Source organism: Pectobacterium sp. A5351 (assembly GCF_028335745.1).
In the GTDB taxonomy this organism is placed as follows: Bacteria; Pseudomonadota; Gammaproteobacteria; order Enterobacterales; family Enterobacteriaceae; genus Pectobacterium.
The window spans coordinates 2,886,516-2,901,063 of record NZ_CP116477.1; the positions used below are offsets into that span (position 1 = coordinate 2,886,516).

Annotated in this window: 12 protein-coding genes; 2 read left to right on the forward strand and 10 right to left on the reverse strand. The window is 52.0% G+C overall.

The genetic code is table 11. The annotated features are described in order from the left end of the window. Nucleotides 1-162: 162 nt before the first annotated feature. Together iolD and O1Q74_RS13395 are read right to left on the reverse strand one after the other, a co-directional pair. Nucleotides 163-2,094 carry a 3D-(3,5/4)-trihydroxycyclohexane-1,2-dione acylhydrolase (decyclizing) gene (iolD, locus tag O1Q74_RS13390; protein WP_271873763.1) on the reverse strand — a complete coding sequence of 644 codons (1,932 nt, stop codon included), beginning with the start codon at nucleotides 2,092-2,094 and terminating at the stop codon, nucleotides 163-165. Between the two features lie 357 nt (nucleotides 2,095-2,451). Then, nucleotides 2,452-3,963 carry a CoA-acylating methylmalonate-semialdehyde dehydrogenase gene (locus O1Q74_RS13395; RefSeq protein ID WP_271873765.1) on the reverse strand — a complete coding sequence of 504 codons (1,512 nt, stop codon included), beginning with the start codon at nucleotides 3,961-3,963 and terminating at the stop codon, nucleotides 2,452-2,454. Nucleotides 3,964-4,403: 440 nt separating this feature from the next. Here O1Q74_RS13395 and O1Q74_RS13400 point away from each other — a divergent pair, with 440 nt between their 5' ends. Further along, nucleotides 4,404-5,261, forward strand: a complete 858-nt coding sequence (locus O1Q74_RS13400; protein WP_271873766.1) for a MurR/RpiR family transcriptional regulator — start codon at nucleotides 4,404-4,406, stop codon at nucleotides 5,259-5,261. A 44-nt stretch (nucleotides 5,262-5,305) separates the two neighbouring features. Next, a complete protein-coding gene (locus O1Q74_RS13405; protein ID WP_271873767.1) occupies nucleotides 5,306-5,611 on the forward strand; it encodes a putative quinol monooxygenase in 306 nt (101 codons plus the stop codon). Nucleotides 5,612-5,826: 215 nt separating this feature from the next. On the opposite strand, the gene O1Q74_RS13410 is transcribed toward O1Q74_RS13405, so the two are convergent. From O1Q74_RS13410 to O1Q74_RS13445, 8 genes are all read right to left on the reverse strand, one after another. After that, nucleotides 5,827-6,888 carry a diguanylate cyclase gene (locus O1Q74_RS13410; RefSeq protein WP_271873768.1) on the reverse strand — a complete coding sequence of 354 codons (1,062 nt, stop codon included), beginning with the start codon at nucleotides 6,886-6,888 and terminating at the stop codon, nucleotides 5,827-5,829. A 227-nt stretch (nucleotides 6,889-7,115) separates the two neighbouring features. Beyond that, nucleotides 7,116-7,289, reverse strand: a complete 174-nt coding sequence (locus tag O1Q74_RS13415; protein ID WP_442953091.1) for a PRD domain-containing protein — start codon at nucleotides 7,287-7,289, stop codon at nucleotides 7,116-7,118. A gap of 434 nt (nucleotides 7,290-7,723) precedes the next feature. Continuing rightward, a complete protein-coding gene (locus O1Q74_RS13420) occupies nucleotides 7,724-9,346 on the reverse strand; it encodes a S53 family peptidase (RefSeq protein ID WP_271873769.1) in 1,623 nt (540 codons plus the stop codon). 19 nt (nucleotides 9,347-9,365) lie between these two features. Beyond that, on the reverse strand, nucleotides 9,366-9,923 hold the full coding sequence (locus O1Q74_RS13425; protein WP_271873770.1) for a chorismate mutase: 558 nt from the start codon (nucleotides 9,921-9,923) through the stop codon (nucleotides 9,366-9,368). 388 nt (nucleotides 9,924-10,311) lie between these two features. After that, nucleotides 10,312-12,450: a YjbH domain-containing protein gene (locus tag O1Q74_RS13430; RefSeq protein WP_271873772.1), complete on the reverse strand. Its 2,139-nt coding sequence runs from the start codon at nucleotides 12,448-12,450 to the stop codon at nucleotides 10,312-10,314. Next, complete coding sequence (locus tag O1Q74_RS13435; protein ID WP_271873773.1) at nucleotides 12,447-13,229, reverse strand: capsule biosynthesis GfcC family protein; 783 nt, start codon at nucleotides 13,227-13,229, stop codon at nucleotides 12,447-12,449. The genes O1Q74_RS13430 and O1Q74_RS13435 overlap by 4 nt, the downstream gene beginning before the upstream one ends. Nucleotides 13,230-13,238: 9 nt before the next feature. Next, a complete protein-coding gene (locus O1Q74_RS13440; RefSeq protein ID WP_271873774.1) occupies nucleotides 13,239-13,916 on the reverse strand; it encodes a YjbF family lipoprotein in 678 nt (225 codons plus the stop codon). Between the two features lie 75 nt (nucleotides 13,917-13,991). After that, nucleotides 13,992-14,273: a hypothetical protein gene (locus tag O1Q74_RS13445; RefSeq protein ID WP_271873775.1), complete on the reverse strand. Its 282-nt coding sequence runs from the start codon at nucleotides 14,271-14,273 to the stop codon at nucleotides 13,992-13,994. Nucleotides 14,274-14,548: the final 275 nt, after the last annotated feature.

Genomic DNA, 14,548 nt, shown 5'->3' on the forward strand with positions numbered 1-14,548 from the left:
ATAATTCCCGCCAAAAGCCGGGGTTCATAGGGGGCTGGCGTAGCCCCCTATGTCGGGCGCGTGCTACGACGTAGCATGAAAATAACGTTATCATAGCGCACGAAACTATCTCTTAGTCGGCATAAAAAGTGTGACTCAGAAACCACCGCCAAGAGAAATAATCTAATACTGGCGGGCGCGGGAAAGCGCGGCTTTCACGCTATTGGCGGCAGACTCGATCTCTGGATTATCCGCAACCTGCGCCGTGCCGGTGCGCCACCAGGATTCATAGCCGTGTGTCATGGTCTTCGGCAGTACCTTGATGTCGAGCAATACCGGCCCCGGATGCTGACGTGATTCCGCCAGTGCCTGCTTAAGCGAGGCTTCATCATGCACTCGCCATGCTTTACAGCCGTAGCTTTCCGCGTTCTTGGCAAAATCGACCGGAATAAGTGCACCGCGCAGTTGCCCCGATTCAGCATCCCGGTAGCGGTTTTCCGTACAGAAGCTCCCCATTCCCTGACTCATTTGTAGGTTGTTGATGCAGCCGAAACCCGCGTTGTCGAACAGCAGCACGGTGATTTTGATGCCTTCCTGTACCGCCGTTTGCAGTTCGGTGTGGAGCATCAGATAGGAACCGTCACCGACCATCGCATAGACGGGCTGTTGCGGTGCCGCAAGGCGTGCGCCAATCGCCGCCGCAATCTCGTATCCCATGCAGGAATAGCCATATTCCAAATGGTAGCTGTCCGGCGTCTTCACCTGCCACACGCGCTGTAGATCGCCCGGCAACGATCCCGCTGCGCCCACCACAACCGCGTTGTCTTCCAACTCTTCATTCAGTATGCCCAGCACGCGCGTTTGCGTCAGATGGGTATTCAGCATCTGGCGATATTCATCCAGCTTGTCTTCCAGACCGTCCACCACTTCCGGCACCAGCTCGCCCTTGTCCTGCACGGTAAATAGCCGCTGTAGCTCGCGTTCCCATTCCGCGCGAGCCTGTTCAACGGCCTGCTGCCAGCCGCTGCGATAGGATGCCGTCGCCAGCCGTTCGGCCAGCGCTTCCAGCCCAACGTGCGCGTCAGCGATTAAGGGAAGCGCATCCAGTTTTAGCGCATCAAATTCGGCCACGTTGAGCAGTAAAAATTCGACGTTCGGGTTCTGAAATAGCGACTTGGAACCCGTGGTAAAATCGGTTAAACGTGTCCCGACGCCGATCACCAGATCCGCCTCTTGCGCCAGCCGATTCGCCGCCAGCCCGCCCGTTACGCCGATGCCACCACAGTTCAGCGGATGTGAAGATACAATCGCGCCCTTGCCCGCCTGCGTTTCGCCAAACGGAATAGCAAATTGTTCGGCAAACTGCGCCAGTGCATCATGCGCGCCGGAATAACGAACACCGCCGCCGCAAATCAGCATCGGGCGACGCTTGCTCGCAATCAGCGCCGCCGCCTCATCCAGCCGTGCCGCATCCGGCGGACGGCGTTCGAGGTGATGGACGCGTTTGCGGAAAAATGAGGCCGGATAATCCCAGACTTCTGCCTGCACATCCTGCGGTAAACACAGCGTTACCGCGCCGGTATCGGCCGGATCGGTCAGCACGCGCATGGCGTTAATCAGCGCGCTCATCAGTTGTTCAGGGCGATTAATACGATCCCAGTAGCGGGACACCGGTTTAAAGCAGTCATTGGTGCTGATCGACAGATCGTGATATTGCTCAACCTGCTGTAACACCGGATCCGGCTGGCGGCAGGCGAAGAGATCGCCGGGCAACAGCAGTACCGGAATGCGGTTAGCGGTCGCGGTCGCCGCGGCAGTTACCATATTTGCTGCGCCCGGCCCCACCGATGAGGTCACCGCATAGATTTTCCGCCGCTTGTGCTGTTTAGCGAACCCAACGGCGATATGCGCCATTCCCTGTTCGTTGCACCCCTGATGCACGGTGAGACGGTTTGCCTCCTGCTCCAGCGCCTGGCCAATGCCCAGCACATTGCCGTGACCGAAAATGGTCATTACGCCCTGCACAAAGGGGGATTCTTCACCGTCTACGCTGAGGTATTGCTGGTTGAGAAAACGGACCAGCGCTTGCGCCATGGTGATGCGACACGTATCCATTGATCTACTCCTTAAATAAGGATCTGATTTCTATAATGAACTATGTATATTCAGCGAGCATTTCGTGCGCGAAAATTTAGCCATTCTTATGCTACGTTGTAGCACGCGCCCGACTCAGGGCGCTCAATCGCCGCCGCCCTGAGAACCCAGGCTTATGGCGATAAATTATGCCGCTACGCGGACCCTTCGGTATGTGTCACCGTCATCCGAACCGCCAGTGACGCGGTCCCTCCGCGGCACTGGCTTTCGCGACATCCCTGTCACTCTTTCGGCGGTGTCCCCTACCTCAGCATAATTTTTAACGCCAGAAGCGCAAAACCGATGCACTCTATTCATCACTTGTTAGCAGTCAAAACCTCACTCCAGTGTGGGCATGACGAAGCTGCTGGTGTGGTGTTCCAGACGGACGCTGGCAGGCCAGCGGCTGGTGACGGTTTTCATACGGGTGTAGAAGCGTACGCCGTCGTTGCCGTGGACATTAAGCGGCCCGAAAATGGAGCGTTTCCAGCCGCCGAAGCTGTGGAACGCCATCGGTACCGGAATCGGGACGTTCACGCCGACCATACCCGCCTGCACCTCTTCGCAGAACTGGCGCGCCGTTTCACCATCGCGGGTAAAAATAGCGGTGCCGTTGCCATATTCATGGTTATTGATCAGCGTTACCGCCGTTTGGTAATCCGGCACACGTACCACGGACAGCACCGGGCCAAAAATCTCTTCCTGATAGATCTTCATCTCTGGCGTGACGTTGTCGAACAGCGTCGGCCCAATAAAGTAGCCTTGCGGGTGCCCTTGAACAGACAGCGTGCGGCCATTGATACGCAGCGTCGCGCCCTGATCGACGCCGCTTTGAATATAGTCGGCAATCTTCGTCCGGTGCGCTGCGCTGATCACCGGCCCCATCTCATTTTCCTGCCCGTCCACCAGACCAGGGCCAACTCGCATCGCGTTGATCTGCGCATTCAGGCGTTGATTCAGCGCTTCCGCCGTGTCATCGCCAACGGCCACCACCACAGACAGCGCCATACAGCGCTCGCCCGCGGCGCCAAACGCCGCGCCCATAATCGCGCTGGCGGCCATGTCCATGTCAGCATCCGGCATCAGAATACAGTGGTTTTTCGCCCCGCCCAGCGCCTGACAGCGTTTGCCGTGCGCCGATGCCGTCTGATAAATGTATTCCGCTACTGGCGTCGATCCCACAAAGCTCACCGCCTGCACGCGTGGATCGGTCAACAGCACATCCACCGCTTCTTTGTCACCCTGAACGACGTTAAATACACCGTCCGACAGGCCCGCTTCTTTCAGCAGTTGCGCCAGCAGCAGCGAGAGCGACGGATCTTTTTCCGAGGGTTTCAGCACAAAGGTATTGCCAGTCGCCAGCGCAATCGGGAACATCCACATCGGCACCATCGCCGGGAAGTTGAATGGCGTAATCCCGACGCATACACCAAGCGGCTGCATGAGCGAATGGCTATCCACCCCGGTGCCAACATTCGCCGAGTGTTCGCCTTTTTGCAGATGTGGAATCCCACAGGCAAACTCAACCACTTCCAGACCGCGCGTCACCTCCCCCACGGCATCGGAATAGACCTTGCCGTGCTCCTGTGAAATCAGCCGGGCCAGCGTATCCATTCGTTCTTCCAGCAGCGCTTTGAAGCGAAACAATACACGCGCACGGCGTAGCGGAGAGTGTTTTGACCACGCAGGGAATGCTGCTGCCGCGCTGGCAATCGCCTGCTCGACCTCCGCCTTATCAGACATCACAACCTGGCGAATCTGCTCGCCCGTCGCTGGGTTATACACCGCGGCGTAGCGTTGGCTGTTGCTGGAGGCAATCGCCCCCTGAATGAAGTTAGATACGGTTTCCATGTTTACACCTTTGTGGGTTTTGAGGAGACAAACGGCTGATATCGGATTACAGTATATGAAATGAATATTCCATTTAATGGAAAAATAAAATAAATATTGATTATTGTGATCCGCTGCGAATTTTTATGTAAACTTGAAGACAGCGGTCCATACAGACAGGTGAGAAGCCTAACTCCGATCGAGATACACGGGGCGACCACAGGGGTGAGGCCTCCCTACGGGAACCTCCCCCAGTGTTTCCTCTAATAACGGGCTTAAGTCACCAGAATTAGGCGAGCAGCCTCTGAAAATAGCCGTATCGATAAAAGGTGTACCGCCAACAATGTCGTACAGATAAAACAACCGTATCCAGAAATGAATTTTCTGTTCCGTTTCAGGCGCCAGTCATGAAATCGCCCTAATGGGATAGGTTCTTATACGTCTTTGGGAGATAACCCGCTATGCCCATGGCAGCCAGCCTGAGAGAGTTACAGGAACAGATCCGCGAGCGTTATGATTCGCTCAGCAAGCGGTTACAGCAGGTAGCGCACTATGTGCTGGATAATACTAACAGTATCGCTTTCGATACCGTCGCCGTGATCGCCGAACGCGCCGACGTCCCCCCCTCAACGCTGATTCGCTTCGCCAACGCCTTTGATTTCAGCGGCTTCAACGAAATGAAACAATTGTTCCGTATGAATCTGGTAGAAGAAACGGCCAGCTATACCGACCGGGCGCGGTTGTTTCGGGCGATGGAGGCGGATGCCGTGCCAGAAACGCCGTTGGATATTCTGCACGAATTTGCCCGTTCAAACGCACAGGCGATGCAGCAGCTAGCGGCACGTACCCCGCAAGAGGATCTGCAAAAAGCCGTCGATCTGCTGGCACAGGCGGAAACCATCTATATCGTCGGGCTGCGGCGCTCGTTCAGCGTCGCCACTTACCTCACCTACGCGCTTAGCCATCTGGAAAGCAGCCCGATCCTAGTCAACGGGTTGGGAGGCATGTTTCGTGAACAGCTCAGTCGAGTCAGCGCGCGCGATGTGGTCGTTTCCATCAGCTTCTCGCCCTATTCACAGGAAACCGTGATGGTCAGTGAGATGGCCGCGAAAGCCGGCGCGCGGCAAATTGTCATTACCGACAGCCAGATCAGCCCGCTGGCGACGCTCAGCGACGTCTGCTTTGTGGTGAAGGAGGCGCAGGTTGATGCGTTCCGTTCACAGTCCGCCACGCTGTGTCTGGTGCAATCGCTGATGGTATCGCTGGCTTACCGACAGGGAAACGGCGCAGAGCAGAGCGAAAAACAGCAGCGCGGCTAGTCAGAACCGCTTAATCAACAAGACACCTATAGGGAGAGCCGTTTATGCTTAAAGTCATCGCGCAGGATTTTATTAAGCCGGAGTACATTGAGACCGTCATGCCGCTGTACCGTGAATTAGTGGAGAAAACCCGACAGGAGCCGTTATGCCTCTCCTATGAGCTGTTTATCAATCAGAAAGATCCGGGGCACTTCACCTTTATCGAAACCTGGCCGGATAGAGCCGCACTGGATATTCACTGCCAGACCGAACACTTCCAGCGGCTGGTTCCCATAATCAATAGCCACCAGCGCGCCGAGTGCACTTTCCTGCTAATGGACCCGTTTGACCACGCTATTTCTGCCGTTTAAACCAACGCTACGTTATGGCCGCAATGCGGCCTAACCCGATTGTCAGCATACTCCATTTTTTTCTCATCCTTATTATTCATTTATTTTGAATAATAAATTCAATTTTATTAACAATCCTATTAACTCAGATAACATGCTTAACACCTGCTGATATCAAGGAAAATACTGTTTATCAGCAAGAAAATACACGCCATATCGGCTGTAGCTTGGTGTATTCAGGCAACTTCAGTTCGGCGGCGACCTTTATTTTTTGCCCGATAGAGCGCCATATCTGCGGCCTTTAACCAGTCAATATATTGTCCCATTTCCGGCGAAATCTCTGCGATACCGACGCTGACAAACACCGCAAGTCGTGGCGTCTGGTTCAGGAACTTCAGCGATAAACTCTCCCGAATGTGATTCACAGCATCCAAGGCCTCCCCCGCGCTGGTCTGCGGTAAAATAACGGCAAATTCATCTCCGCCAAATCGTCCAATCACATCCGTTTCACGAAACCCAGATGTCAGCTCGCGCGCCAGCAGCAATATCGCCTGATCGCCAACGTTATGCCCAAAGTTATCGTTAAAGGCTTTAAAATGGTCGATATCAAACAGGACTAGCGTCGCCGTACGCTTATAATACTGACAAATGTCATATTCGTGTTTCAGCAACCGTTCCCAGTGGTGGCGGTTATAAAGGCTGGTCATGCCGTCATGAATACTGACTTCCATCAGCATCCGTTTGTGCTCCGCCAGTTTTAGCGCGGTAGTGTAAGTCACATAGCCGAGAAAAATGGGGTAGACCAGCAACATTGGCAGACAGGCATAAATCTGTATCGATGTCGTATCCAACGAAACCGGCACCGCAAACAGTACCAGCACCAGCACACAAACGACACTTTGTAATGCGATGCCCTTAACAAACAGCTTGATCCCACCGCCTGCCGTGCAGTTCATCCCTACCATTGCGACAATCAGTGCGCTCGGCAAAAGATTCAGGCCCATGAACCCTATCCAGATACCACCAAACGCCACATCAAACAGCAAATTACGTTTCTCGCACCGCATAGGGTCGCGTGCTCGTAGAGATAGCAGATAGCCAATGTGAGGCCAGGCAAAAGTATTAAGAAAGAGCCCCCCCCACAGTAGTACAGGCGTTGGTTTAGTAATCAGCACCGAGGAAATAAAAAAAGAACACAGTATCGTACCGACAATGCGTGGAATATAGACTCGCTGGGAAAAGCGTAGCCCTGAGCGACGTACATCTACCGTCAAAAACGTCGGCGGCGAGGCTGACATAACGACCCCCATGCGGTTCACTAACACATAGCAAGAAAAAAGAACATTATGACTGAAAGCCTGTCAGCAACAGTGAGCCGTTTTTTAATTTATTTTATTACATAACGGACGGATACTATAAAGGCAGAACAGAGTAACACAAATGTTAACTCACGGTGGTCTTACCCGTGAGGTTCGAACTGTGCTGTTCATTCCCGCAGGTGTATCTACCACGATAGTCTACGTGTTCAAGATGAGGAGGGATGTAACCTGTTGATATGAATAGTAAGAAACATGATTTCATCGATGGTTAGCTGGCAGCCGTAATTTTTTTCCACATCGTTATACCCCTTCATCGCACAGGCATAAACCTTAGGCATCCGTTCGGTAATGCTCTGATATACTTCAAGCTGTTTGTGCATTAGCTGCCCTTACCCCCCAGCCACTTACCTAAGTAAACTTCCGGGGATGCGCGCGGTTACCGCCGCCACCCAACTCGAATGACTTAGGATACAGATGGAATCATCACCGTATTTTACCCTAGATCAGCATGAGGTATTTTCATTAATCATAGTGTTTTTAATGACATAATATACCAGCATGTGCTTTTCTTTGGTTAAGCACGCGTTCCCCAGTAGGCGTGATGAATCAAAAAAACCTGATACGAACATGTATGGATAACATGCACCGCATCAGGTTCCGCTCGAGCCTTGACCCAATCACGTCCCTATTATCGGGTTATATCCACTAACCGCCGTAGGCTCAAACCGAAGTCAGCTATGTAATGAATATCACCGGTAATTTCCTCATCTGAGTAGGATTTGTTCCCTGCACCCGCTATCCCAGAAATACTTACTCACTGTTCGTGCCCATCATCATGTTTCCGTGTTCCATTGAGCCTCACAAGTCGTTTCAACAGCTCTAGCAGCTTCATGCCATCCGGCGACCCCAGCCCTGTACAAGCGTCCCAACCTTCAGAGGCCACAAATGATCCATTATTTCCCCGCACGATATCCTTGCAGCTATTACGATTTCGGTATAGCAACGGGGGAAGGAACAGCGATGCAAACTGGGTCAACCCTAACATCCGTGCCAGTAAAGCAGCCCACAGCGGCGCGACGGCACTGGTTCCACCGACAACCCCTTCCCGTCCGTTAACCTCAACCAAGTAACCGGTTTCTGGATCGGCATTGCCGCTGACATCAGGCACACCACGGTGCTGTAAGGGGTGATGGCCGCCGTATTTATCTACTAGGCATAACCCTAATTGCCAGCCGGGCAGCGCAAAATATTGGCTGACGCCACCGCCCGTCGCGCTACCATCCCGGCTATGCCAGGTGGTTTCTTCCATCGTTTTTTGCAAGCGAGTGCCACCGCACGCTAAAACATAAGGGCTGGATGCGGGGAAATCGACGTGCAAACCATGGGGTTCACCATCTTTTGAACCGCGGTCTCCAGAAGCCACACATACCGTAATTCCTAACGCAGCCGCGGTCTGAAAGGCCTGGTTGTAAACCTGTAATGATTGCGCCGTCCATTGCGACTCGCTGGATCCCCAGCTAATCGAAATCACCGACGGCGCATTTTTCTCATCATAAATCGCCGCATTGATCGCTTCTAAAAACCCGGCATCGGTATTCGGAGCAAAATACACCACAATTTTTGCGGCTGGTGCCAGCGCACCAGCGATTTCGATATCCATCTGCACTTCGATATCAATCGGGCTCACCTCTTTATCGCCTTCTGACGATGCGAGGGCATTCCTGCCGCCACCCACACAGACATCGACGACCTGAGGAGGATTAACACCCATGCGTTTAAAATAGTGCTCCAACTGCGGCAGGCGATATCCGCCCCCTAATTCAATAATGCCAATGCACTGCCCCGCACCGTCATGTTCCGGGAAGTGGTAGATCTCTGCCAGTTCGAGTGGTGTGTAGCCCGACAAGCGCTTTTCCGCGTTGGAAAACGCGTCATTAATACGCAGGCAACAATTCGTTGCCAGACGTTCATCAAGGCCTAATACGGCAATCACCACACCCTGTAGATATTCCGGCAGGTAAATCCCTCCCGCTCGCCCACGAAATGCGCCGTGTTTGTGGTCATACCGGGCTAAGCTCACGCGAAACGCCTGCTCCATTTGCCCCGCTGTCCCCGTTAAGAAAACGGCGCGGCTGGCGACGTGCTCACGTTCGATAGCGAGCTGATGATGCCGCGCAAACGCACGAACATGCTCGATATCGGCCTCATCAGCGCTGAACTTCCTGGCATAGTCGGCACGTGATAATGGTCTGTTGGCGTTGATACCGCCAAACTGCGGATCGATGCTATCGTGCAGTTCGGTGTAATACACTTCATCTGGCGTAGTAAAACGCAGCACCAGCATAACTCTAACGCTTTCATTCACATCACAACGTTCACGATACGCTGCGTCAGCGATATTTCCACGCTCACTCCCTTTCAATAGTTGGTAAGTCATCGTCTTCTCTCCCACTCAGCTATTTACCGTCTGGTTCAATTTGACTCAATGCCACATAAATCTGGCGTTTGTCGTTCTGTGACAGATGCTCAACATTAATAGAAGAAAGAAATGCGGCCTCTTGCTGAGGTGCAAAATGCCCGCCATTCGTAAGGTAACGTTTAATGCTAATCAAGAGCTGGTCATCAATCGTGAGTAACGTGGGTCTGACCGTGTTATTCAGCGAGAGCGGCGTCCAATCGTTTTCCGGTGTCGCAAGCCAATCAGCCATGTAGCGATACTGAATAGCTTTGCTGGCATTCATTAATGACGTAAAAAACAGTTGTGTACTCTGGGGAGATAAACCAACGGCAGTGGATTGCTCCCGCGCCTTACTCAAAATACGCTCTTCTTGCTTCAGATCCTCAACTGGCAGGTGCTGACGGGCCTTATACCCTGCGACATCCTTCATCAGCACCATCCTCTCCTGAATCAGTTGATAGATGCCAAGAGGGTTATTCTGCACAGACGCATGCAGAGGGAGACACCAGGCAGAACTCATCACTAGCGAGATAACAGCAGAAATAGGTAAATTCATCGGATTGCACTCTCCTGTCAGTACGACCATTAAGATCCAAGCTATATATTTATTTCGCCATTGCGACAGGAGATAATAGGTTTGGCTCTATGAATCTTCCATGACGAAACTATTTCAATCATTACCCATGGGACACATTTATTCTCAACAATGTCCCGCCCCATCGCGATAGCCGCGATTAAGCTGTTAAATTACAAGCAAATCAGGAATAGCAGTACAGAATCTTTCCGACTGATTCGACATGATTAAGATACAAACAATAACCAAATGAAATAGTTCAAATCAGTTATCAAATAGTTTTATCCTGTAAAGCAAATACACAAAAAAGCCCGTCGCGGCACTCGACCATGACGGGCTTGATTCACCCTAAACGAACTGAAATGGATGATTAGTGTTCGGTGACACCATACAGAGAACTGCGGCGCTGTAGCATCTGTCCACCATCGCGCGTCAACGGTACCCAACCAATGGCACCACGTTTCACCGTCGGTTCAGTGAACAGCAGGTCAAACGGTATAGAAATGTAGAAGCCTTTAGTAAAGCTCCCTTCACCATATTCAGCGGCACTGACATTGGTTTTGGTCGCAAAGGCACCCGCAATGATTCCGCTGTCAAAGCGGCGAGACAGATCGAGGGTTACCCCTTTGTCCCCTGCCAGATAACGACCCACGCTTACCTTCGCTACCGCACCTTCGATAAACGGCAGTTCCCAGTAGGCGGTCAGGTGGCCTGTCACCACATCGTAATCGGCCATACGCATGATGTCGTTCCAGTCACGCTGTTTGACATAGTTCACATCCATCCCCAGCGCCCAGCTTTTACCAAACGGACGATACAGCACTTCAGATCCGACACCCGCGTACATCATTTCCAGATAGCCGCCGTAGACCTGGGTATACCAGTCCTGCGCCGGATTATCCATGCGGGTTAATTGCAGGTTGGTCAATAACAGATCCGAAGAGGTGACATATTCACGCACCCAGGTTCTGACACGCGGCAGCGCTGCGCCATCCGCTGGTGGTGCTTTAAAATTGAACTTGTCGTAGTTATTCACCAGATTCAGCGTCGCGGTTCCGCCTACGCTCCAGTGATCGCTCAGACGGTAGTCCACGTTGCCTTTCAGCGCAATCTGGTACATGTAGAAGGATTCAGGGCCACCGAAAGACTGTATTAGCGTCGGATCTAATGAATACGTCAGACGATCGGGTTCCGCAAGCAGTACCTGCTGGCCACGCACATCGGATATCGGCTCTTTACGATGCGTTTCAGGTTCCGGTTGACCAAGCGGAACAGCAGCCTGTTTAACCTGATGGAAGGCTTTGGCATCCACTTCCGTGCTGGTAATCGGTAAACGCTGGCTGCGCTGAACAAGGTGGTATTCATCAATGTTGCCCGGTACATAGTTCGCCAATACCGTCGCGGCACGCTGCGTTGCCTCTTCGCTATCACGATACTTTGTCTGATCGGCAACAATGGTGACCTGCTTTTGATCCGCGTAGATATCAGCGTCTTTAAAGCCAGCCTTATCATTCAGCTCTTTCGAGACGAGCTGCCAGTTTGTCCCTTTGCCATCCTGCACTGGCGCATAGACCGGTGGCGCATCGTCTAAATAGTTAGGTTTCAGGCTGTTAAAGTTGGTGCGCAGGGTAAAGCCCCACATCAGGGTATTGCCACGCTGCCACGACAGCGTGGTATCCAGCACATCCCCTACTCGATAGACAGCACCGATATTGAAAGGAGAATCCTGCTTGATTTTTTCACTACGATAACGATCAGCAAACTCACGGCTATAGTCATTGCCATCGAATTCAAGCTTTAAGCGCAGCGGATCCCATGGAGTCTGGTACTCAATGCCACCAAACAGCGCAGCCGGGCCGTGAAAAAAATTCCCAACTTCAAACTGTCCACCTGTACCAGAATAACCTTCACTACGCTGGCAAAAACTGGCTTTCAATGAACACGCAGGGTTTTTAATATTGCTACTCTCGGCCATATTGCCCCACCCCATACCCAAGGTGAAATCAAAAGGACCAAAACGCTTACTGGCCACCAGATATTCGCTATCAAACAATCCAGTCCCTGCGATATCACGTAATCCCAAAGAAACCTGTGGCAACCAATAACTTTCCCGCCATAATCTGGCTTTAACATCAAAACCTTTATCTTTATGGGTTTGAGCGCCACTAAAATCAGAGACGAAACTATACGGAGCAGTACGAGTATCGGTATAACGTACCGTCGTTTCCAGCCAGTCGAAGAGCTGGAGGGATATGGAATAACGCCGATATTCTTCGTTATCGCGGTAATTGAGGCTAAACTCGCCCGTTTCTGCCATGCGTGCGGTCGGCATCTGCAACAGACCTACTCCACCAAAATCAGACTGTGATACACCTACGGGCTGAAAACGCGTGTTCTGGTTCGTGACTGCACGGCTGTTTTCTGTCTCAGCCGCCATTGCCTGCGCACTCAAGATGCCGCCAATCGCCAACGACAGACAACTTAATTTGACGTTTCTGTTCTTTGTCATTCGAGTGGGATCCGGTTAGCAAGATAGTCAGCAAGCTGATCGTTAAGTGATGACATATCCTGTGGTAAAACAGAAGGATTGAAACCGATAAAGATCGTTTCGCCCGCTGCAGGTTCAATGTGCTGACGGTTCCACAGCGCCAGCGGCACTTTGCGCCACTTGCCATTTCCCCCAATCAGATAGCCGTAACTGTTATCTGCTCCCGCGAGAAGCCGCCGTCCGGAGAGATAATTCTCGATCGACCACCCGGCACGCAGCGCCACTTTTCCCGATGTCTCCAGTTCCCCCACATCAGCGGAGGTGTTCACCAGCCCGATCAGCGACAGTCTGTCATCATGAAGCGCCACATACAGTGCATAGTCCCCCACCAGAGGGCGATTATTTTCTATATAAACACGTACGCGGTCAGGATCCAGCTCGGTACGGATACGGCCAGCAACATTAATTGGAGTCAGGGTTTTTCTCAGAAGCCAGGCGGAGATCGCCAGATCGCCATCACCCGAGTTACGCCAGCGCGTTTCCAGCTCAGCCAGCTTTTGCAGTAACACATCCCCTTGTTCTCGCACCTTTTGCGTCGTCGCGAAATCAGAAATAAACGCCGTTTGCCAGTTTATATTCTGTGGCCAGGGAACCTGTTCGTAAAATTTTTCAAGACGCGTACCATCGTCCAGTTTAACAACGGCGATCGTCTCTTGAGGCGATTTCACCGTCAGTTGTGCGGCGGTCGCGACACCGGAAACCAGCAGCAACAAGGTAGCGATACGATTAAGTGCCAACATTGCAGCCCCTTATTGTACGTAGGGTTTTAATACGGTGAATGTGGCCAATGCCATACCCGGCCCCATATACTGCTGGCTTTGCACCACACTTCCGTTAACCGGATCGAGCCAGTAGCTATTGGTATAAGATTCATTCAAGGTTGGAACGGTCACTCGTTCATCAAAACGCAGCAGCTCACGCGGGATATCCAGAATTTTTATCGTTTCTTTGCCACGAACCTGAAAAACGGACGTGGTCTCATAACCACCGCGGAAGACTTGAGACCACTCAACCCGGCTCTGCCATGTCATTGGCGTCGATGTCTTCAATAGACCTAACGTCAGGGGATCTTGTTGCAGGTTATCCACATAAGTAATGTCTTCACCAAATCCCTGTGTTTTCACTAAACGACCATGTTGGGTCGAGACTATATTTTTATCGGCCCCGATCCATTTCAACTGATTCTGCTCGGCAAAAGCGAGCACAACAAACGCCTGCGGCGCTTTACCCATTTTCAGATAGGCCGAGGCATAGGGCGTATTGGCAACCTGTTTGGCCGTCACATGGGTATCATCCTGACCGAAAAACGCCAATTTAAACGTTTTCCCCACCTGCTCCACATTTTGGGAACAGCCTGTCAGCACAACCGATAAAAGAGGTATGGCAATCAGCGCACTCACCTTTGCCATTCGTTTTATTTTTATCATGAAATGCAGTTCTCGTTGAACAGCGCAGCCTGGAAAAAGAAAGGCCACCGAAGTGGCCTTAGTGTTACAACGAACTTAAGTACGAGTCGTCGTCGTCGCTGGAGTGCTGTTATCGTTGCTGGAAACAGCAACTGCAACAGCAACACCGATCGCCGCAGCAGTACCGACAGCAATCAGAGCAGTAGTACCAACAGCAAAGCCAGCACCACCAGCACCAGCGGCACCAGCAGCGGTAGCGCCAGCGGTCGTGGTGGTGGTAGAGGTACCAGCAGCAGTGCTGCTAGAGACGCCATCAACAGCAAACGCGTTTGACGACATGGCCAGTACCGCAGCCAGCGTGATTAACGTTTTCTTCATTACGATTTCCTTTTTAACATGAAGTACTTCAGGGTGGGGTACCGTCGAAAAGACCATACCCCGTCCTTCATTTCAGCCAGCACAACGGCAAACCAGTTGAGTTTTGCATCGTTACCGACCGTTACCGGGATCCTCCCAGTAATGAGTTACAGTTCAATGGCGATGGAACCATCTATGGGATAAAACCACCTCTGACAAACAACACCAGAAAGCAAAACTACAACTCAATTTTTGCAACACCGTTAAAAATAGCAAGATCCCGATGTAATAAACAG